This is a genomic window from Pseudomonas sp. 5Ae-yellow, assembly GCF_014077575.1.
Taxonomy (GTDB): domain Bacteria; phylum Pseudomonadota; class Gammaproteobacteria; order Pseudomonadales; family Pseudomonadaceae; genus Halopseudomonas; species Halopseudomonas neustonica.
The window spans coordinates 48,082-69,282 of the sequence record NZ_JACGWE010000001.1 but is presented as its reverse complement, the minus strand read 5'-3'; the positions used below and the strand labels follow the sequence as shown (position 1 = coordinate 69,282).

At 53.9% G+C, this 21,201-nt stretch carries 17 protein-coding genes and 1 pseudogene; 8 read left to right on the top strand and 10 right to left on the bottom strand.

Annotation, left to right across the window (positions count from 1 at the left end; translation table 11 throughout):
• Window positions 1-97: 97 nt before the first annotated feature.
• The 6 genes from murJ to ispH all read left to right on the top strand — a co-directional run bounded on the left by murJ (window position 98) and on the right by ispH (window position 7,601).
• Window positions 98-1,669: a murein biosynthesis integral membrane protein MurJ gene (murJ, locus tag H4J77_RS00330; RefSeq protein ID WP_182246525.1), complete on the top strand. Its 1,572-nt coding sequence runs from the start codon at window positions 98-100 to the stop codon at window positions 1,667-1,669.
• A gap of 96 nt (window positions 1,670-1,765) precedes the next feature.
• Window positions 1,766-2,692: a bifunctional riboflavin kinase/FAD synthetase gene (gene ribF, locus H4J77_RS00325; RefSeq protein WP_182246523.1), complete on the top strand. Its 927-nt coding sequence runs from the start codon at window positions 1,766-1,768 to the stop codon at window positions 2,690-2,692.
• A 22-nt stretch (window positions 2,693-2,714) separates the two neighbouring features.
• Window positions 2,715-5,540 (top strand): isoleucine--tRNA ligase, encoded by a 2,826-nt coding sequence (ileS, locus tag H4J77_RS00320; RefSeq protein ID WP_182246521.1) that lies wholly within the window; start codon window positions 2,715-2,717, stop codon window positions 5,538-5,540.
• A complete protein-coding gene (gene lspA / locus H4J77_RS00315; RefSeq protein WP_182246519.1) occupies window positions 5,533-6,030 on the top strand; it encodes a signal peptidase II in 498 nt (165 codons plus the stop codon). The genes ileS and lspA overlap by 8 nt, the downstream gene beginning before the upstream one ends.
• Window positions 6,031-6,122: 92 nt before the next feature.
• Window positions 6,123-6,560, top strand: a complete 438-nt coding sequence (gene fkpB / locus H4J77_RS00310) for an FKBP-type peptidyl-prolyl cis-trans isomerase (RefSeq protein WP_182246517.1) — start codon at window positions 6,123-6,125, stop codon at window positions 6,558-6,560.
• 93 nt (window positions 6,561-6,653) lie between these two features.
• Complete coding sequence (ispH, locus tag H4J77_RS00305; RefSeq protein WP_182246515.1) at window positions 6,654-7,601, top strand: 4-hydroxy-3-methylbut-2-enyl diphosphate reductase; 948 nt, start codon at window positions 6,654-6,656, stop codon at window positions 7,599-7,601.
• An 8-nt stretch (window positions 7,602-7,609) separates the two neighbouring features.
• Here ispH and H4J77_RS00300 read toward each other — a convergent pair whose 3' ends face one another.
• The 6 genes from H4J77_RS00300 to pilB all read right to left on the bottom strand — a co-directional run bounded on the left by H4J77_RS00300 (window position 7,610) and on the right by pilB (window position 13,306).
• Window positions 7,610-8,557, bottom strand: a complete 948-nt coding sequence (locus H4J77_RS00300) for a Nudix family hydrolase (protein WP_182246513.1) — start codon at window positions 8,555-8,557, stop codon at window positions 7,610-7,612.
• Between the two features lie 31 nt (window positions 8,558-8,588).
• On the bottom strand, window positions 8,589-8,777 hold the full coding sequence (gene yacG, locus H4J77_RS00295; protein ID WP_123890460.1) for a DNA gyrase inhibitor YacG: 189 nt from the start codon (window positions 8,775-8,777) through the stop codon (window positions 8,589-8,591).
• On the bottom strand, window positions 8,774-9,385 hold the full coding sequence (gene coaE / locus H4J77_RS00290) for a dephospho-CoA kinase (RefSeq protein WP_182246511.1): 612 nt from the start codon (window positions 9,383-9,385) through the stop codon (window positions 8,774-8,776). Before coaE ends, yacG begins: the two co-directional genes overlap by 4 nt.
• A gap of 78 nt (window positions 9,386-9,463) precedes the next feature.
• A complete protein-coding gene (locus tag H4J77_RS00285; protein ID WP_182246509.1) occupies window positions 9,464-10,336 on the bottom strand; it encodes an A24 family peptidase in 873 nt (290 codons plus the stop codon).
• Window positions 10,337-10,339: 3 nt separating this feature from the next.
• On the bottom strand, window positions 10,340-11,602 hold the full coding sequence (locus H4J77_RS00280) for a type II secretion system F family protein (RefSeq protein WP_182246506.1): 1,263 nt from the start codon (window positions 11,600-11,602) through the stop codon (window positions 10,340-10,342).
• Between the two features lie 3 nt (window positions 11,603-11,605).
• On the bottom strand, window positions 11,606-13,306 hold the full coding sequence (gene pilB / locus H4J77_RS00275) for a type IV-A pilus assembly ATPase PilB (RefSeq protein WP_182246504.1): 1,701 nt from the start codon (window positions 13,304-13,306) through the stop codon (window positions 11,606-11,608).
• 279 nt (window positions 13,307-13,585) lie between these two features.
• On the opposite strand from pilB, the gene H4J77_RS00270 reads away from it, so the two are divergent.
• On the top strand, window positions 13,586-14,005 hold the full coding sequence (locus tag H4J77_RS00270; RefSeq protein WP_182246502.1) for a pilin: 420 nt from the start codon (window positions 13,586-13,588) through the stop codon (window positions 14,003-14,005).
• Between the two features lie 206 nt (window positions 14,006-14,211).
• A pseudogene (locus H4J77_RS00265) lies at window positions 14,212-14,466 on the top strand (transposase); the annotation flags it as partial.
• A gap of 201 nt (window positions 14,467-14,667) precedes the next feature.
• On the opposite strand, the gene H4J77_RS00260 reads toward H4J77_RS00265, so the two are convergent.
• From H4J77_RS00260 to H4J77_RS00245, 4 genes are all read right to left on the bottom strand, one after another.
• A complete protein-coding gene (locus H4J77_RS00260; RefSeq protein ID WP_182246500.1) occupies window positions 14,668-17,649 on the bottom strand; it encodes a TrlF family AAA-like ATPase in 2,982 nt (993 codons plus the stop codon).
• A gap of 178 nt (window positions 17,650-17,827) precedes the next feature.
• Window positions 17,828-19,699, bottom strand: a complete 1,872-nt coding sequence (locus tag H4J77_RS00255; RefSeq protein ID WP_182246498.1) for a hypothetical protein — start codon at window positions 19,697-19,699, stop codon at window positions 17,828-17,830.
• Complete coding sequence (locus H4J77_RS00250) at window positions 19,696-20,187, bottom strand: ABC-three component system middle component 2 (RefSeq protein WP_220469188.1); 492 nt, start codon at window positions 20,185-20,187, stop codon at window positions 19,696-19,698. The genes H4J77_RS00255 and H4J77_RS00250 overlap by 4 nt, the downstream gene beginning before the upstream one ends.
• A gap of 11 nt (window positions 20,188-20,198) precedes the next feature.
• Window positions 20,199-21,200, bottom strand: coding sequence for an ABC-three component system protein (locus H4J77_RS00245; protein ID WP_220469187.1), 1,002 nt, complete (start codon window positions 21,198-21,200; stop codon window positions 20,199-20,201).
• Window position 21,201 lies beyond the last annotated feature (1 nt).

Genomic DNA, 21,201 nt, shown 5'->3' with positions numbered 1-21,201 from the left:
GTGTACCTCTATTACTTGTTTGCTGATTACGTTGGCGGCACCTGACAATTCGGGCGGCGGGGCGCTATGATGTCGGCTTTTCCTGGCGCGCACATTCATGACCCAATCTCCATCCTGTGACAAGCAGCCTCCAAAGGCCCCAAGCCTCCTGCGTTCAGGGATGGTTGTCAGTGTAATGACGCTGCTGTCACGTATTCTGGGTATGGTGCGTGATGTGGTGGTGGCGGCTTACTTTGGCTCGCAATCCGAGGCTGATGCCTTCTTTATTGCGTTCAAAATCCCAAACTTTTTGCGCCGGCTGTTTGCCGAGGGTGCTTTTGCTCAAGCCTTTGTACCTGTGTTGTCCGAGTACCGCGCCAAGCGCGCATTGGCAGACGTAAAACAGCTGGTTGATCGGGTAACCGGAACGCTCGGGTTGACGCTTGCTGCGATTACAGCGGTGGGTGTGGCAGGCGCGCCAGTGTTGATTATGCTGTTCGCGCCAGGTTTTCACGACGACCAAGGTAAGCTTGAGCTGGCTACCGACATGTTGCGTATTACCTTCCCCTATCTGTTTTTGATCTCTTTGACCGCACTCTGTGGTGCGATCCTCAATAGTTACGGCCGCTTTGCGGTGCCGGCTTTTACTCCGGTATTGCTTAACGTGTGCATGATCGGCGCCACCGTATGCCTTACCCCTTATTTCGATCAGCCAATCATGGCGCTTGCCTGGGGAGTGTTTATCGCCGGGGTAGCGCAGCTGCTGTTTCAGTTGCCGTTTCTGGCGCAGATCAAACTTTTGCCAACGCCGCGTCCCAATAGCAAAGATCCGGGTGTTAAGCGCATTATGACGTTGATGATCCCCGCGTTGTTTGGGGTGTCGGTTAGTCAGATCAATCTATTGCTGGACACTGTGCTTGCCTCTTTCCTGCAAACCGGCAGTATTTCCTGGCTGTATTACGCAGATCGTCTGTCTGAGCTACCGCTTGGCGCTTTTGGTATCGCCATAGGTACCGTAATCTTGCCAGCGCTCTCGCGCCAGCACTCGGCCGAAGATCCGCGCGCTTTTGCGCGCACCCTGGACTGGGCAGTGCGTATGGTGCTTTTGGTCGGTGTGCCAGCCGCTATTGCGCTGCTGTTGCTCGCTGAGCCAATGATTGCGTCGCTGTTTCATTACGGCGCTATGGCCAACGAGGATGTGGTGCAAGCCGCTGCTGCGCTGCGGGCCTATTCCGTTGGGGTAATGACCTTTATGCTGATCAAGGTGCTGGCCCCCGGCTATTTTGCCCGCCAGGACACCAAGACGCCGGTCAAGATTGCGATTATCTGCATGATTACCAACATGGGCCTGAACCTGATCTTTATCTGGCCATTGGCGCATGTGGGGCTAGCGTTGGCGACATCGCTTTCTGCACTCTTGAATGCCGGGCTGCTCTGGTGGGGCTTACGCAAGGCAGGCGTGTTTCAGGCACAACCCGGTTGGCTGGCTTTTGCGGCTCGTTTATTGGCTGCCTGCGTAGCAATGGCGTTGGTATTGTTGTGGCTGGTGCCGCCAACGCAGGATTGGCTGGTGTGGGGGTGGCAGCAAAAAGCCGGGGAAATGGCGCTGCTGGTCGCTGCGGGTATGGGTGTTTACCTGCTGGTGCTGCTGGTTGGTGGCCTGCGCTTGCGCGATCTGCGTAACGATTGATGCACTGCAAAGCGTCGCAGCGACAGCGTGCATGACGTTGGTGGCTGCAAACCTGTATACTCCAGCGTTTCGACTGATCCACCATTAACGAGCATTATGGAACTGGTCCGCGGTCTACATAATCTGCGGCCCCGGCACCGGGGCTGTGTTGCAACAATTGGCAACTTCGACGGCGTGCATGCCGGCCACCAGGCGATTCTCTCCCGGTTGCGTGCGCACTCTGCACGTCTCGGGCTGCCCGGTTGTGTGGTGATATTTGAGCCGCAGCCACGAGAGTATTTTGCCCCCGATGCCGCTCCGCCCAGACTGACGCGCCTACGCGAGAAGCTCTCGCTATTGCAGGCGCAGGGCGTCGATCGCGTGTTGTGTCTGGCCTTTAATCGTCGCTTGCGTGAACTCAGTGCCGAGCAATTTGTTCAGCAGGTGTTGATCGATGGGCTCGGGGTGAAACATCTTGAGGTGGGCGATGATTTCCGCTTTGGTTGTGATCGCTCCGGTGATTTCGCTTTCCTGCAAAATAGCGGTGAGCGCCATGGTTTCACTGTCGAGGCAGCCAATACCGTCGCGGAAAGCGGCGAGCGTGTAAGTAGTACGCGCTTGCGTCAGGTGCTGGGCGAAGGGGATTTTGCTTTGGCTGAGCGCCTGCTTGGTCGGCCGTTCAGTATTGCCGGACGAGTGCTTTATGGTCAGCAACTGGGGCGTACGATTGGCGCGCCTACCGCGAATGTCCAGCTGAAGCGCGTCAATCCGCCGTTGCACGGTGTTTACCGCGTTAGCGTCGAGCTGGACGGTGTTCAGCTCAAGGGCGTTGCCAACATTGGCAAGCGTCCGACGGTGAAGGGCGACGGCAAGGCGCACCTGGAAGTACATCTTTTTGATTTTGCTGGCGACCTTTATGGCCGCCGGCTGGATGTCGTATTTCACGAAAAATTGCGAGACGAGCAACGTTTCGACTCGCTGGATGAATTGCAGGCGGCAATCAAGGCTGATTTTGCCGCGGCCAGGGCCCAATGGGGCCTGTGAACTTAAAAGAGCCTGAACCGAGATGACTGATTACAAAGCGACACTGAACCTGCCCGCCACGGACTTTCCGATGAAGGCCGGGTTGCCCAATCGTGAGCCAGAAACCCTCAAGCGTCTTGACGGTTTGTACCAGCGTATCCGTGAGGTCAGCCAGGGTCGTCCGCAGTTCATCCTGCACGATGGCCCTCCCTATGCTAACGGTGTGATCCATATTGGTCATGCGCTGAACAAGATCATCAAAGATATGATCGTGCGCTCCAAGACCTTATCTGGCTTCGACGCGCCCTACGTTCCGGGTTGGGATTGCCACGGCCTGCCAATTGAGCACAAGGTGGAGACGACCCACGGCAAGCATTTGCCGGCAGACAAGGTGCGTCAGTTGAGTCGCGCCTACGCGACCGAGCAGGTCGCTTTGCAGAAAGCCGACTTTATCCGTCTTGGCGTGCTAGGCGACTGGGATAACCCTTACCTCACCATGAACTTTGCCAACGAAGCCGGTGAGATCCGTGCGCTGGGCAAGATGGTCGAGCAGGGTGTCGTTTTCAAAGGGCTCAAGCCGGTTAACTGGTGCTTTGATTGTGGTTCGGCGCTGGCCGAGGCCGAAGTGGAGTATCAGGACAAAAAGTCTGATGCCATTGATGTTGCCTTCCCGGTAGAGGATGCCGATAAGCTGGCCGCCGCGTTTGGCCTAGCCGCGCTGCCCAAACCTGCGGCTGTCGTGATCTGGACTACCACGCCCTGGACCATTCCTGCTAACCAGGCGTTGAACGTACATCCCGAATTCAACTACGCGCTGGTTGATACCGGCGAGCGCTTGCTGCTGTTGGCTGAAGATCTGGTAGCTGACAGCTTGGCCCGCTATGGCTTGCAGGGCGAGGTGCTGGCGACTGCACCGGGTACAGCGCTGGAGATGATCAATTTCCGCCACCCATTTTATGATCGCCTCTCTCCAGTATATCTGGCTGAATACGTTGAGCTGGATGCGGGTACTGGCGTGGTGCATTCCGCACCGGCTTACGGTGAGGATGACTTCCGCACCTGTAAACAGTACGGCATGACCAATGACGACATTTTCAGCCCAGTACAGAGCAACGGTGTTTACGTTGCTGACCTGCCATTCTTTGGCGGCCAGTTTATCTGGAAGGCCAATCCGGCCATCGTCGCCAAGCTTGAAGAAGTCGGTGCTCTGCTCAAGCACGAGAGCATCAACCACAGCTATATGCATTGCTGGCGCCACAAAACGCCCCTGATCTATCGCGCCACTGCGCAATGGTTTGTTGGTATGGATCTGCCGGTCGCTGGCGGTGAGTCTTTGCGTGAACAAGCGGTCAAAGCCATTGAAGAGACCGATTTTGTCCCCGCATGGGGCAAGCAGCGCCTGCACAATATGATCGCCGGTCGCCCTGACTGGTGTATCTCGCGGCAACGTAACTGGGGTGTGCCGATTCCCTTCTTTCTGCATAAAGAGAGCGGAGAGCTGCACCCGCGCACCCTTGAGCTGATCGAACAGGTAGCTCAGCGTGTTGAACAGGGCGGCATAGACGCCTGGTTCGATATGGATGCGAGTGAATTGTTGGGAGATGAGGCTGCACAGTACGACAAGATCAGCGATACCCTGGACGTGTGGTTCGACTCCGGTACCACCCATTGGCACGTGATGCGTGGCTCCAATCCGATGGGGCATCAGCAGGGGCCCTTGGCCGACCTCTACCTGGAAGGCTCTGATCAGCATCGTGGCTGGTTCCACTCCTCGTTGCTGACCGGCTGTGCGATTGATGGGCACGCGCCCTATCGCGGTTTGCTGACCCATGGTTTCACGGTCGACGAGAATGGCCGCAAGATGTCCAAGTCGCTGGGTAATACCATCGCACCACAGAAAGTGAACGACACCTTGGGCGCCGATATTCTGCGTCTGTGGGTGTCGTCTACCGATTATTCCGGTGAAATGGCGGTATCTGACCAGATCTTGCAGCGCAGTGCCGATGCCTACCGCCGCATCCGCAATACCGCCCGCTTTCTGCTTTCGAATCTGAATGGCTTTGATCCGAAAGTGGATGCGCTGCCTGCAGAGCAGATGCTGGATCTGGACCGCTGGGCTGTCGATCGTGCGCGCCTGTTGCAGGCGGAAATCGTTGAAGCCTACGACACCTACAAGTTCTGGAACGTTTACCAGAAAGTACACAATTTCTGCGTGCAGGAGTTGGGCGGTTTCTATCTGGATATCATCAAGGATCGTCAGTACACCACGCAGGCCAATAGTATTGCCCGTCGCTCTTGCCAGACTGCGCTGTACCACATCGCTGAGGCGCTGGTGCGCTGGATTGCGCCAGTGCTGTCCTTCACCTCGGAAGAGTTGTGGCAACATTTGCCCGGTGAGCATAATGACTCGGTCATGTTGAACACCTGGTACGACGGCTTGGCAGAGTTGCCGGCTGACCAGAACCTGGGTCGCGAGTTTTGGGCTACCGTCATGGGTGTTAAAGAGGCGGTAAACAAAGAGTTGGAAAATCTGCGTAGCGCCAAGGCGATTCGCGGCAACCTTGAGGCCGAGGTGACGCTGTACGTAGAGTCTGACTTGAGTGAGCAGTTGGCGAAGTTGGGTGATGAGCTGCGCTTTGTACTCATTACCTCTCAGGCCACGCTGGCGCCACTGGCAGACGCGACCAATGACGCGGTAGCGACTGAGCTACCAGGGCTCAAGCTACGCATCCTCAAGTCGGTCGAAGCCAAGTGTGCTCGTTGCTGGCACTTCCGCTCAGACGTGGGGGTTAACCCGGCGCATCCGGAGATCTGTGGTCGCTGTGTAGACAATATCGAAGGGGCTGGTGAGGTGCGTCAGCATGCCTGAAGCCAACAAAGGTAGCCTGGGGTGGCTCTGGCTATCGCTGGTGGTAATCGCGCTGGACCAACTGACCAAATGGATTGCTGTCAGTAATCTGGGCATGTATCAACAGGTACCGGTGATCCCGGACCTGTTCAGCTTCACCCTGGCCTACAACACGGGTGCCGCCTTCAGCTTTCTGGCTGATGCCGCAGGCTGGCAGCGTTGGTTGTTTGCCGCGATTGCGGTGGTGGTCAGTGTTGTGCTCTGCGTCTGGTTGTCTCGGCTGGATCGCAGTAAGCGGCTGGAGGCCGTTGCGCTGGCACTGATCCTGGGTGGTGCGCTGGGCAATTTATATGATCGGGTAGTATTGGGACACGTGATCGACTTTATTCTGGTGCACTGGCAACAGGATTGGTTCTTCCCGGCGTTCAATATTGCCGACAGCGCTATCTCGGTCGGCGCAGCCTGCCTGATACTGGATATGTTTGTGGGTAAGAAGTCGTCTGAAAGCTAGAAGCTAGAAGCTAGAAGCAGCTGGCGTGGCTTCCATAGAGTCACCCCAAATACGCCCGTACGTCACGTTAAAATTAACATTGAGGTACCCACATGACTGATCTGCGCATCAACCACGACACACTGGTTACCTTGCACTTTACGCTGAAATTGCCTAATGGCGATGTGGTCGATAGCACGCTAGATAAGCAGCCAGCCACCTTCAAGGTAGGCGATGGCAGCTTGTTGCCGGGTTTTGAGCAGGCCATTTTTGGCTTGAAGGCGGGCGACAAGCGCGGTTTTGAAATCGAGCCTGAGCGCGGTTTCGGTCCTGGTAATCCGCAGAACCTGCAAACTATCCCGCGTGATCAATTCGACGAAATGGAGCTGGAAGAAGGCCTCTTGGTTATCTTTCGGGATGCGGCTGGCGGTGAGCTACCCGGTGTAGTGAAAACCATCCACGATAAGGTGGTTGAGGTTGACTTTAACCACCCACTGGCGGGTAAGGTGATTACCTTCGATGTGGAAATCATCAATGTACAGGCGGCCTGAGCAGGCCGCTTTCTGTTGTTAGTCGCCCAACCGCATTCGACGTTGCGATGACGAATAATCCAGCGACATTCGCCTTTTCCTCCCGAGGTACCTATGCAGATCAAATTGGCTAACCCCCGCGGCTTTTGCGCCGGCGTTGATCGCGCCATCGAGATCGTCAATCGCGCTCTTGAAGTATTTGGCCCGCCCATTTATGTGCGTCATGAAGTGGTGCATAACAAATTTGTGGTTGAAGACCTGCGTAGTCGTGGCGCGATTTTTGTCGAAGAAATTGATCAGGTGCCAGACGATGTCATTGTTATCTTCAGCGCACACGGTGTTTCTCAGGCTGTGCGCCAGGAAGCCGCCGACCGCGGTCTTAAGGTGTTTGACGCGACTTGCCCGCTGGTGACCAAGGTTCACATGGAAGTATCGCGTTACAGTCGCGACGGCCGCGAGTGCGTGCTGATTGGCCATGCCGGTCATCCTGAGGTTGAGGGCACCATGGGCCAGTATGACGAGGCTAGGGGTGGCAAAATCTATCTGGTTGAGGACGAAGCAGACGTCGCCAAGTTGCAAATACAAGATCCGGAGCGCTTGGCCTTTGTAACGCAAACCACCTTGTCCATGGATGATACGGCGCGGGTGATTGATGCGCTGCGTAGTCGCTTCCCGGCTATCGATGGGCCGCGCAAGGATGATATCTGCTACGCCACCCAGAATCGTCAGGATGCGGTGAAGCAGCTAGCCCGCGAATGTGATCTTGTACTGGTGGTGGGTAGCCCGAATAGCTCCAACTCCAACCGTCTGCGTGAGTTGTCTGAGCGTATGGGTACGCCAGCTTATTTGATTGATGGGGCTGATGAGATTCAGCCGCAGTGGTTGGCTACGGCAAACAATATCGGCGTGACGGCGGGTGCGTCCGCGCCTGACGTGCTGGTGCGCCAGGTTATTCAGCATCTGCATGCGCAAGGTGCCACCGGCGCTGAAGAATTGGCCGGGCAGGAAGAGAATATCGTCTTCAGCATGCCGAAAGAGCTGAGGGTAGTTGAGGTTGAATAACGTTGGTTTTAGCGCGTGTCTGGCCAGAACGCGCTGATGCCGGCTACACCCTGCGCGCCGCAGTTGCGCGCTTGGTCTAGATGTTCAAGCGTCATACCCCCGAGCAGGTAGACTGGCAGAGTTGCCGCTTGCATCAGTTGCTCTGCAGCCGCCCAGCCCAATGGCTCGCTGCCTGGATGACTTTGGGTCGCAGCAATAGGCGATAGCGTTACAAAGTCGATGCCCAGCTCCATCGCCATCTGCAATTCTTCCGCATTGTGGCAAGAGGCGGCCATTAGTTTGTTGCCTGGCTTCGCTTGTTGTTGTCCGCGCTGCTGCCAGAGGCTGCGTAGCTGGGCACTGGTGAGATGCCAGCCAGCGTTGGACCAAGTCGGCGCGTTGTCGCCTTTGAGCAGCCATTGAAAGTGGTCACCAAAGCGCTCCAGCACCTTGACCGCCAGATCACGATACGCGGCGCAGTCCAGCTGGGTCTGACGCAGTTGCACGAGGCGAATGCCATTAGCCTTGGCCTGCTCCAGTCCAGCCAACAGCGATTGTTCGTCGGTGTCCGGTGTGATCAGGTACTGATCAGGCAGCTGCGCTGCGATCACGATGGGCTTGTTAGCGGCCGGAAAGTCGAAGTCAGACAGTGTCTGTGGCGGCACCCAGCGCACCGGCTGGCCCTCGGCTCCGTGTGCCTCACCCGAAAAAGCAGTGACCTTCCATACATCCAGCCGAATGGACTTGTCGGAATAGTCATGGCGGATGTTTATCAGTGGGTGAGCTTCAATAACCTGGATGCCCAGCTCCTCCTGCAGCTCCCTACTCAGCCCTGCAAGGCGCTCTTCGCCCGACTCCAGCTTGCCACCCGGAAACTCCCACAACCCGCCCTGGTGGCTGCTGTCAGGGCGCTTGGCGATAAGTATATTGCCGGCCGGGTCTACGATAACTCCGGCCATCACGTGAATGCGGCGCATCAATGTGCTGAGGGCGTTGGGCGGTATGGGATCATTGGCGGGACAGGTCTTCGGAAAACACGTCCTGTTCCTGCTCGTTGCCGGGGATGACATGTTCTTCAGAAGCCCAGGCACCCAGGTCAATCAAGCGGCAGCGCTGTGAACAGAAGGGGCGGTCAGGAAAGCTGGCGTCCCAGGTGACGGGTGCCTTGCAGGTTGGACATTCAACATTCAGGGTCATGGGTTTTTCTCCTGCAGCATCGCCAGATACTGCTGATGCAATGTGTTGACCTGCTCGTGCAGGTGGGCCAGATCACGATCATTGGTAATGATGTCGTGGGCCTGGCTGAGCCTGGCTTCGCGCTGCGACTGTACTTGCATGATAGCTTTCACCTGATCTTCGGAAACCTGGTCGCGCGTAGCCGTCCTGGCGAGCTGCAGCGCCTCAGGCACGTCTACCACTATGACCCGGCTGGTCAGGTGGTGCTGCCCTGACTCAATCAATAGCGGCGAAACCAGGAGCACATAGGGCGAGGTCGCGCTGTTGAGGTCGCGCAGGGTCTCTTCGCGAATCAGCGGATGCAGTAAGGACTCGAGCCAGATGCGCTCATTAGCGTCGCTGAAAATACGCTGGCGTAATGCCGCCCGGTCGAGGTTGCCGTCCGGCAGCAATATGTCATCACCAAAACGATCAACAATGTGCGCCAGGGCCGGTTTACCTGGCTCTACCACCACCCGTGACTTGAGATCGGCATCTACCACATGAATGCCGTGCTCTGTCGCAAAATGGTTGGCTGCGGCTGACTTGCCGCTACCGATACCGCCAGTCAATCCTATGATCATACTCATAACGGGCAACAGCTATTTCCGGGCGTGTGGATTCAAGATGATAATGCGAAGTGCAGTCTGCAGCGGCGTTACGCTGGCTCAGAAGCCAGCGAACTGCATATAGCTGCTGGTGATTGTCTCACCCCAGATGAGTGCAATCCAGCCTGCTATAGCCAGGTAAGGCCCGAAGGGCAGTGGGGTTGCATTGTCCTGTCCGCGCGTCTTCAGGATGATGATGCCAAGAATAGCGCCGACCAGCGATGACATAAGGATAGTCAGTGGCAGAATTTGCCAGCCACCCCATGCACCGAGCATAGCCAGCAGCTTGAAATCGCCATAGCCCATGCCTTCTTTACCGGTCACCAGCTTGAATACCCAATAAACCGACCACAAGCTGAGGTAACCGACCACGGCACCCCAGAGCGCTTCGTTCAGAGAGGTGTAGGTGCCAAAACTATTGGCAATCAGGCCTAGCCATAACAGCGGCAGGACGAGTACGTCGGGTAGTAGCTGGGTATCCGCGTCAATCATGCTAAGGCTGATCAGGCCCCAGGTCAGCACCAGCATGCCCGCTGCCGGCCAACCAAAGCCAAACTGCCATGCCACCAGCATTGATAGCCCAGCGGTAAGCAGTTCAATCAGCGGGTAACGAGCGCTAATCGGCTCCTTGCATTGCCCGCAACGGCCCCTGAGCAGCAAGTAACTGATCACCGGCAGGTTTTGCCAGGGCTTGATCTCGGTCTTGCAGTGAGGGCAGTGGGAGTGCGGCAAAATCAGGTTGTAGGTCGTCTGCTCCGCCTGTGGCGATTCCAGCTCCAGCATCTCTCGGCTTTGCTGTAGCCACTGTGCTTCCATCATTCTGGGCAGACGGTGGATTACGACGTTGAGGAAGCTGCCGATGATCAGGCCTAGCAGGCCCGCGAGCAAAATAAAGGCCAGCGCGTGGCTGGCCAGGTAGCCAATAATTTGCATGCGTTATACGACGTTGCCGAGCTGGAAGATGGGTAGGTACATGGCGATGATGAGGCCGCCGACCAAAACGCCGAGCACGCACATGATCATCGGTTCAAGCAGGGTGGTAAGGTTGTCGACTTTGTTATCAACCTCTGCTTCGTAGTAGTCGGCTACCTTCTCTAGCATCCCGTCGAGGTTGCCGGACTCTTCGCCGATGCCTGCCATTTGTACAGCTAATGACGGAAAAACATTTGTGGCGCGCATAGAGAAATTGAGCTGTGAACCCGCGGAGACATCTTCTTTGATCTTCATGACGGCGTTGTAGAAAACTACGTTGCCTGCGGCGCCAGCGACTGAGTCAAGTGCTTCAACCAAGGGTACGCCGGCGGCAAAAGTAGTGGAAAGTGTTCGTGCATACCTTGCCACGGCCGCTTGATAAATTATATCGCCGACTATAGGAGCCTTTAGCAAAGCACGATCTTCAGCATCCCTTAGTTTTTTTGATTTCGTATGTGCTTTACCATAGATGTAACCGCCTACGATGATCGCAATGAGAGCGACAAACCACCAAGCTTGAAGCCATTCTGAAAGACCAATTACAAAAAGAGTGAAGCCTGGGAGCTCTGCGCCAAAGCTGGAAAAAACGTCCTGAAAACTCGGTACTACTTTAAGCAGCATGATCGCAGTGACAATGACCGCAACCAATACTACTGAAACAGGATACGTCATCGCTTTTTTGATTTTAGCTTTAAGAGCTTCTGTTTTCTCTTTGTAGGTCGCAATGCGATCCAAAAGCGACTCTAATCGACCTGACTGTTCGCCGGATTCGACTAGGTTGCAGAATAAATCGTCAAAATATTTAGGATGTTGGCGTAGCGAGTCTGCCAAGGTATTACCTGCAGCCACATCAACTTTCACCTCGTTGACCAGCTGGGCCATATTGGGGTTTTCGGCTCCCTCGGCAATGATTTCAAAAGCCTGGATGATGGGGACACCAGACTCCATCATAGTTGCCAGTTGACGAGTAAAGAAGGCGATATCAAGTGGCTTGATCTTTTTTGCGCGTCTGCCAAAAAGCGTCGATTTTTTGTTGATTTTGGTTACAAGAATACCCTGCTTTCTTAGCTGGTTCTTGATTAGCGCCGCATTTGAGCCTTGAATTTCGCCGGTGATCTTGGTGCCTTTCCGGTCTTTACCCTCCCATTTGAATGGGTAGAGCTTTTCTTCCTTGGCCTTTTTCTTGGCGGCTGCAGGATTCTTTTTTAGTGCTGCTTGTTGCGCCATGACTTAATCCTTGGTCACTCGGTTAACTTCCGCCAGGCTGGTAACGCCCTCTTCTGCTTTCATCAGGGCGGACTGGCGCAAGCTTCTAAAACCCTCACTCTGGGCTACCTCAGAAATCTGAATAGAATTACCGTCTTCCATGATAATACGCTGCATGGCTGGGGTTATTTTGACGACTTCATAGATACCTACACGCCCTTTATAACCATCTTTACAGTTTTCGCAACCCACGGGTCCAAAAATTGTAATGCCTGCATCAATTTTTTCTGCTGGGAAGCCTTCTTCAAGCAGAGTGTCGCGTGGCACCTCCATTGGCTTCTTGCAGCTCTTGCATAGTCGACGAGCCAATCGCTGCGCGATAATCAGGTTGACTGAAGTCGCAATGTTGAAGGATGGGACGCCCATATTACGTAAGCGCGTCAATGTTTCTGCAGCGCTGTTGGTGTGTAGAGTAGACATCACCATATGGCCTGTTTGGGCTGCCTTGATGGCAATCTCGGCCGTTTCCAAGTCGCGGATCTCACCTACCATGATGATATCTGGGTCTTGCCGGAGAAAAGCGCGTAGGGCTTTAGCAAAATCCAGCCCCTGTTTGGGGTTTACGTTAACCTGGTTAATGCCCTCAAGGTTAATCTCTACCGGGTCTTCAGCGGTAGATATGTTGCGTTCTACGGTGTTTAGAATGTTTAAACCGGTGTAGAGCGAGACGGTTTTACCTGAACCGGTGGGGCCGGTTACCAAAATCATGCCTTGAGGTCTTTCCAGTGCCGCCATGTACATCTTCTTCTGGTCCGCCTCGTAGCCAAGCGCATCAATGCCCATCTTGGCGCTTTCCGAGTCAAGAATACGCAATACAACCTTCTCACCCCAAAGGGTGGGCAGAGTGTTTACGCGAAAGTCTATAGCTTTGTTTTTTGATATTTTCAGTTTGATACGGCCATCTTGTGGTTTTCGTCTTTCTGCTAAGTCCATAGATGACATGACTTTCAATCGTGCTGCTATACGAACGCCCAGCTGTTGGGGGGGCTTGGAAACTTCGTGCAAAATACCGTCGGTGCGGAAGCGAACCCGGTATGTCTTTTCATACGGCTCAAAGTGCAAGTCGGATGACCCCATGCGTACTGCGTCCAGTAGCATTTTATTGACGAAGCGAACGATTGGTGCGTCGTCGGAGTCATTGGACATGTCCTTTTTGTCGTCATCAGTGACGGACTGAATGTCCAGATCATCCAGGTCGGCATCAGACATGTCGCCCAGGCCACCTGTGGGGCTGTCTAGAAATTTTTCTATTGCTAAATGTAGTTTGTCATCTTCGACAATGACTGCGTCCGTCATTAGGCCTGTGTTGAACTGGATGTCGCTGAGAGCCTGCTGGTTCGTCGGGTCTGAAGTGGCCAGATAAAGGCGAGAGCCACGCTTGAATAATGGTAAAACGCTGTGTTGGCGTATCAGTTTCTCGCTAACAAGATCCTGAGGCTGTGCTTCCTTGTCTATCGCTAAGAGATCAAAGTAGGGATAGCCAAATTCTTCCGCACACACCATGGCCAAGTCACGCGCACTAGCGAGCTTCTTTTGTACCAAATAGGTAATAAAAGGGATTTTATCTTGGCTAGCTTGTTGGGTGGCTTTCGCCGCGACTGCTGCATCAAGCAGCTCGTCTTGCACGATGCGTCTGGCTAGGCCAGATAGGGAAGGGTTTTCCATGGGGAGTCCGTATCTCTGATACAAGGCGCGAATTTTAACTTCACTATAGTATAGGTCTTGGTTGGCTTGCACGGAAAGTCAGATAGTGACTGGGCTTTTTAGTGCTGGGTAAGAGTGACGAATATGGTCACAAAACGACGTCTGGGGGCGCTCTTAGCACGTTAGGCGCGCAATGGATCCAAGGTGGGACCGGGTTTGCTGTTGATTTTCTTGGTTGGCCTAATAATTGCTTTTTGTTGGCAAGCCGCAGGGCTATCTCAAATATGAATGGAGAACTAAATGAAAGCTCAAAAAGGTTTTACTCTTATCGAACTGATGATCGTGATCGCGATCATCGGCATTTTGGCTGCTATTGCACTACCAGCTTACCAAGATTACACGGCGCGTGCCCAAGCAACTGAAGGTCTGAAAGCGACCGCTGGTCTGCAGGCAGATATTGCGGTTGACTCTGCGACAGCTGGTGCGGCTGCTGCCAGTGCTACGACTATCGCGTCTGCGCTGCTGCTCGAAGGTAAGTATTTTGGTGCGGGTGATGTGGCTGTAACAGGTGCTGGTGGCATTACTGTAACCTTTGACGACGGTGCGATCGCTGGCGACACCCTGGTCCTGACTCCAACTGTTACAGCTACTGGCCAGATTTCTCGCTGGACGTGTACTGGTACGCTTGATGCTAGCCACATTCCTTCTGGTTGCCGCTAAGTAATAATAGGGTTCAAGCTAACATTTTTGCTTGACCTCAATTATTAGCTTCTTGCGCTAACACCAATCCCCGGCCCGCCGGGGATTGGTGTTTCTGCTTTCGGAATGACAATTCGCCAGCAGAAGTAACCTGGCGGGTGCTATTGAATCGCCCCTAGTTTCGTAGACACCTTCTGGCCTCATAATACGGCCCATTAGGAGGTGCCATGAGCAACCCGCGTTATCCCGAAGAATTCAAAATCGAAGCAGTCAAACAGGTTACCGAGCGAGGTCTGCCGGTGGCCGAAGTAGCTGCTCGCTTGGGCATGTCGACCCACAGCCTGTATGCCTGGATTAGACGCTACAGCAAGCCCCAAGAGCAGCGCGCACAAGAGGACGATCAGCAAGCTGAACTGCGTCGTCTGCGTGCCGAACTCAAGCGGGTAACCGAAGAGCGAGACATCCTAAAAAAAGACCGGCGTCAAGCTTTTCAGCCAAGCGGGCCTGAAGTGTAAAGACTATACAGGGAAAGAACTTAGGTTAAGTTTCGGCTGCTTGCGAGCCGTACGAATTTGTCGCCTGGGAGCCACATAGGTGTATCGCGGCAGTAAGCTCAGGCGGGCCACAGCGGCGTGGTTGCAAGCAGCAGAAACACTCCACACCCATCATTTGGACAAGGCAGATCATCTATCCAACCTCACACGCAGCCGCCTCGCACGCTCTTGGAACGCAGCCTCACCGCCCTCCAAGATTTCGCATACCTCTTTCCTGATTTCGGCGTTCTCGAGGCCGCCTGACAGGTAGGTAATGGGCGGCAGCGCTCCATGGGGTTGTGGGCCTGCCTCTGCGATGATGATCTGGTCGGCGTCGGTATTGATAACGAGATTCGCGTTGTGAGTGACCATAATCACCTGTCGGTGTGATTTGGCTTCAATAAATAGCCGAACCAATTCGTCAAAGACTGATTTCGGGTCCAAGTTCTCTTCTGGCTGGTCAATGAGAAGCGGTCGGTCATCTTTGTCGTCCAAACCGAGATAAAGAAGCAGAAGGACTATTCCGCGTGTGCCAGGGGATAGCTTTCGGATATCGACACCATCATAGCCGATACCGTATCGGATCTCGATATGGTCCGTGCTAAACAGCCACTGAGCGAAGCGTTTCGACCATATGCGGAATTCCGCCTGATCCGCCCTCGCCACGGGGGAATGATCCAGCAAATCATTCTGATAGAGCCGTCGGAACTCCGCCATCGCTGCTATCACGGCGCCAGAATCCCCAGCTTCCCAAGCAGTTTTCAGCACCTCATCAGCCTTTTGCCGAAGCGTCCCTTTCCCACGGAAGGCGCCGGCTTTTCTCAAATCAATAAGACCTTCCTCGGCCGCCTCTGCCCATTGCTCCACGTCTGCAATGCGCGTGACCGAGAACGATAGTTTCTTCAGTGTTCCCGAAGATGCGGCAAGCCGCGTCATCAACGGCTCGTAAAGTCTCTCCAGAACTGATTGCTCAGCGACGAGCGCATCGAAGGCCCTGCCATACGCCGCCTCACGATCTGTCTGTAGTTGGAGAGCGCGATCCTTGGCTCCTTTGGCGTCCTTTAACTTTTCCGTCAACGATTGTTGCGCCGCGGTCTCGGCCGCGATGTTTTTGGAGAGGGCGGCATAGCGGCGCTGAGCATCTTTGTCGGCATTGACCAGCTTCTCCAGCCGCGCCATCTCTGCTTCCAGCACCGCCTGTGTGAGTGCGCTTAGATCAGCATCTTCGGGGACATAGGCGGTATTCGGGTCCCCCGGTGGTGGTGCGGTTCCCTTGAGTTTGGTGATCTCACCATCGACCCATTTCACATAGCCTGAAAGATCGTTATCGACTGGCCCCGTATAGTCGATAAGAAACGCAGCCCATTGATCCGCTGACATTCCGCTATGTTCATGGCGCGCCTGAGCTTGCCGAAGCGCTTCGGGTGCCTGGTTGCGACGCATATCTTTCACTTCATCCTGCATGGCGAGAAACGTCTGTCGCTGCCCCGTAAACTGACGAAGTTTCACTCGGACTTTGCTGGCAGCGTCAGCCAACTCCGTATGTCTCTGAGCTCTCTTTTCACCGCCTTTCGATACCAGCTTAGCGCGATCGGCCGTATAGGCGTCGACCAGCTTCTTTTTCTTCGCCACCTCTGCTTCGTAGCTGGCGACTAGCTTTTCTTTCTCCAGTTCTGTACTTATGCGATCAGAAATCTGGGCGACTGCTTCAGCCTCCCTGGCGCGAGCGAGGCGATGCCGTGATGCACGCTGCTCCAATAACTCGGTAAAATTCAACGCGCCGTCCCTGCTTTCCTCGGGATGCGCTTCGAAAATCACACGCTCAATTTCCCGAAGCAAACCGTCTGTTAGCCCGTTTGAGGAGCATAGCTCTTCGACAAACTGCTGAGACAAATACCGCACCCGCTGATAGCTGAACGGTCCATTGGCGTCCGAACCATCAAGCGAACGAATCTCGGGATCTCCAGCCGCCCATTTCACCTTGACCTTTGCATCTCCAACAATTGGGCGGGCCCTAACGAGAAAGGACGGGTTTGCCCACTCGTCTGCATTCCAAATCTCGTCCGGAATCGAGTCACAACCAGCCGCTATCATGTCAGCCAGCGCGGTCTTGCCGGATCCACGAGCTCCGATAATAGCAACCAGCCCTGGATTGAGCGGTATAACTGGCGTATTCATCCAAGGCGCATCGAAGATTTCGATCTCTGAAATCACCTGAGAGGGCGTTGCAGAGGCAGGGGGCTCACTCCCAACATGCGCTCGGTCGGCAGGATCGATGCATGCTTGACGCAACGAGTCGAATTCGAGCCCGCCCTTGATCCAGGAGAAGCGATCTCCAAACGGAGAGGCAACACTCTCAAGGTTATGAGCGTCGCTTCCATGAAGGCAGGGCTTGAGGCCTCCATAGACCTTGCGAACTTCATGGGCAGACATTGAAGGCTTGAGGCCTAGCCAAAATTCTCGCTGCGCTTCGCTGCTAGCGAATATAACATGGGCAAACCCTTCGATCTCTCGTCGGATAGTCTGGTCGGCCGCCTCTCGGACACCCGATGTTCCATCGCTCGCTCCACCTGCCACACCAATCAATATGTTCTTTTTCGCCCAACTGCTTTCCGTGTACACTTCACGCAGCTGTTGGAAGTTGACTTTGAACTGGCTGGCTCCATAGGCAAGCGCAGCACCATCGTCAGTGATCTTCGGGTCTGCCTTCTTGCCTAGCCTGATCAGATCGGCGCGCGTACAATCAAATCGATCTTGCATCACATTAAACTGCAAGCGCGACAGTATCCGTTGCAACTCCTCAATGTGCTGCGGATCTTCGGGACTCACAAAAAGGTGTAGATTGACGAAGCCTCCCTTCGCAGTCGCAACATCGAGCCGCAACTCCACATTGGGAAAAATAAGTGTAGCGTTAGGAAGCCTGCCGGCATCTCGGTATTCCAAGATTTTATGATAGGTATCAGTTATGTAATAGTCGGTAACTGCGATCGCTTCAATGACCGGGGTCGCCCGCTCAAGTGCTGTGAGGTAGTGGTCCCAAGCATTTGGTCCACTGAACTGGTTGTTCATTACGGTGCCAGGCGCATGGATATGGGGCTCCCACCTGCGCCACTCCGATCCTCGATTCAGCATGCGTTCCCCTTAATTTTGTTCATTTTCGTGTGACTATCTCCATGCAATCTCGCGCATCCATAATCATTGACCCTTACATTCCACACACATCAGGCTACCAACACACATATCTCGATAATCACACGCCGGATTCTGATTCCATCCAAAACTTTATGACCAATTTCCAGTTGCAACCCCATTAGGTACGTGTTTTTGCCAATAAACCAAATCGGCCATTCCCTTCTAGTCCACTGAAAGTCTCAATACGAGCGATATCTCGGATAGCAGTCGGCGGATCAGAGTTTTCGATCACGATGAATTGCACCTTGTCCTTCAGGCTAGCGATGTGTTTGTAGAAATGCTCAGCAAGACTTGTCTTCTTGAGAACCTTTTCATCATCCGACAACTCACCATAGCGCGACTTCATCGGCTCGCGATAAGTGAGCAATGGAGTGTCAAGAACGAGAAAACCAGGGTATGGAAGATCGTTTTCGATACAGAAAACAACAATGGCCACATTAAAAGCAGCATGGAGAATTGCTCTGACACCTTTGCCATTGGCGGCACGGAGTTTTCCGGCAACAGTAATATCCATAGCTTCCGTGTCAAACTGAACCTTGTCTGCATCGGGAAATCGCCATTCAGTTAGTACAGACTTCACGGTCTCCCCAAACCGGAATAATGTAGTCGAATCTGGGCCTACTGACGGTGCATCGCCTTTACTGCGTCGGGTTGGCTCTGCGTCAATTTCAGCTCTCCGGGTTGATAGATTGGAGCGGCGCTTATAAAGGTCGAGAACATGTAGTATCTCGGATCGCTTCGACACATATACTTCGTAACTTTGTCGCAAAGAAGTTTCATATGGGCGCGCCTTCTCAATCTCGCCATCGAGTCTATCAATCTCATTTTTCTCTAAATCAACGGTCCTGTTCAGGCCTACAGCTTCAGCCTCAAGAGAAGCTATAGTGTGGGTTAGTTCACGTTGTTCGCGCTCGATTTTTCGGCCCTCAGCGGCAGCAGCTTTATGCGCCATCGCAATTTCTTCCGCTGCATGATTATGTTTTTGGGCATCAGATGGAGCACCACAGACCGGACAATCCATGTCGGTCATCGCCACGAGTACGAATCCTCCCTCCTCAATTGACTGCAAGCGCTGAAGGTCCGAGCTGTAGACAGCCTGTAATTTGGAAAAACGTTCAATCGTTAGATCAAGCTCTCTCGCCCTTTCTAACAACTCACGACGGTGCTCTATGGTTTTCCGTCTTTCACCTACAAGGGAGTCAAGCTGCGCTTGGGCAGCCTTTAATCGAGAAGCAAGGTCACTCGCACTTTGCTCCAGTAGCCCAAGCTGCTCTTCGGTTTCCCTTTCATCTGGTGGGTTCTCGCCGAGCTCCGCATCGATCTGAGCAATCAGTTCATCTACTAGTTCAATCTTCGCAGCCTTGGCCACTTTGCGCTCTGATGGCTTGGTAACTGTCACGGCAGCGGCGTCGTCAACACCGGTAAGCAAAAATTTGAATAGGTTCTGCTCGAAGGTGCGCTGAGAAGGCGCCCCCGAGGTAAATACAGGACTCTTCTCGGCAATAATATCCTGCTCAGACACTACAACGTAGGGTGATAATAAGTAAATGGACAGCGTGTCCTTCTTGCAGTTGCCGTCTCGAACGACCGTTTTTCCCGCTACCCCTATCGCATTGAGCAATAAGTGCGAAACGGTATCAGTGCGCTTTGAATCGTGCTTCTGGCGCAACACTAAACCATCTTTGACGCCGGCTTTCTTGAGCAGCCCCTCATAGAGCGTGAACTCGCCGCCCTGTGTGGCACGGCAAAGCGTAACATCACGATTATCAGGTAGTGTCAGGCCTAACCAAACCGATTCATAAGCACTAATTTCTTCAATTTCGGGTAGGCTCTTGGAAACGCCGAGCATGAAAAGAATGGCCTTCGAAGCGAAGGATTTACCAGTATTCGAGGCGCCAAAGACAATATTGAGCCCCTCATCAAACCGAAGTTCGGCAGGCTCAATGCCGGGACCAGTGAAGACAAGATAACGCAGCCGGATACCATTCATACTGATCGCCCCGAAGATGTGTTATCCGTCGTGAACTCCGTAGTCCAGCGCCCAATCCGGCCTTCAATGAGTTGCCGAATTTCAACACTCGCCTGTTGAGAAAAGCGATCCGCCATCCATCTAGCTCGGTCCTTGAGCGCAAGAGAATAAGGCGCCTGCAGAAGCTCCACGTAACTTGGGGCTTCCTCACCGGCACAAAATTCTATTCCACCTTCTGTTTCAAAAACTTCAACAAGGTGCATTTGCTGCATCATACGCAAGCTTCTCTCTACCAGCTGGCGCCGAACTAGGAGTTCACCAGTACGATTAGGAAGATCGGGATGGAGACTTTCTGGTACATCCTGACCATCAATATCGCCTGTATGTACGATCAGATGGTCAAACCACGTCATTTCCATTAAATCGCAACGACGCGGGTAAAAAGCCTCAAGCACTATCAAGGCCCGAATACCGGTTTCAAGGGTGCTATTGAACGGATGTTTGTCCAATATTCTGTCCTCTAACGATGCCACGGCAAACGCCCGTCATTTGCGAACTGGTGGCAGGTCCCTTGTTTGACCTGAGGTCCGGCGTGCTTTCCCAGTACGCCGGATGGTTGCAGAATAGCTGCTTGCTGCATCACTTGACGCAGCTTCGCCAGCCCATTTTCATACTCACCACCATGGACCTCTACCACACCGTGATAGATTTCATCCTTAAAATTGGGTAAGTAATCCTCGGGGGTAGAATCTCGATAAAATCGGTCAAATGCCACTGAATCGAAGAAACGAGTGCGTTGATCGCGAAGATGCGTGCTGAACTCCGCGCTGGCAAGGGCTGCTGTTGCATCCGGGAAAGTCCCTGGACCTTTTTCTTCATATAGCTTAAGGAGTTGGCCGATATACGAAGATTCGCTGGCATCTATCTCTTCTGGGACAGTACCTCGTGGCGAAGGACCAGGGTCCTCGTCGAACCACTTAACCAAAGCTGGTTTGCAGGCAGGCTCTTCTACAAGCCGCGCCGCGTCGAGCCAATAGATTTGGGTGAAATCAAATGCTCTAATCGCGGCCTCGATCTCAGGGCTGAGCTGGACAACCTGCTTTTCGACAAGTTTTCCTGCAATATCAGTATTCCAACGTTCGAGAAAGGCCTTTTTAAAGCGCCCAGGATGAGCAATAAACTGCTGCACAGCCCTAGCAACACCGCGCGGTGCGACGAAGATAAAAGAGCGCGGCAACGAGTACTCGCCGGCCGCCGAGTGCATAAATATCTTTCCAAGTTCAACAAAAGCCGAGCTTTCGGATAGTGACTTACTGAGCTGTTTACACTGAAAGTTGTCCCACGGACCTTCCATGCGCTTATCTGTTACATAACCCGTGACATCACGCCCCATGTCACCTGTCCCGCGCCAAAGTTCATGGCTGTGGTAGTCTTTGCAACGTTGGGCCAGCCAATCATTAACGAAGTCCTCCAAGCGATCTGCCGGAAGCGCACGGATCAGGATAGCGTGGTTAATGCGCAAG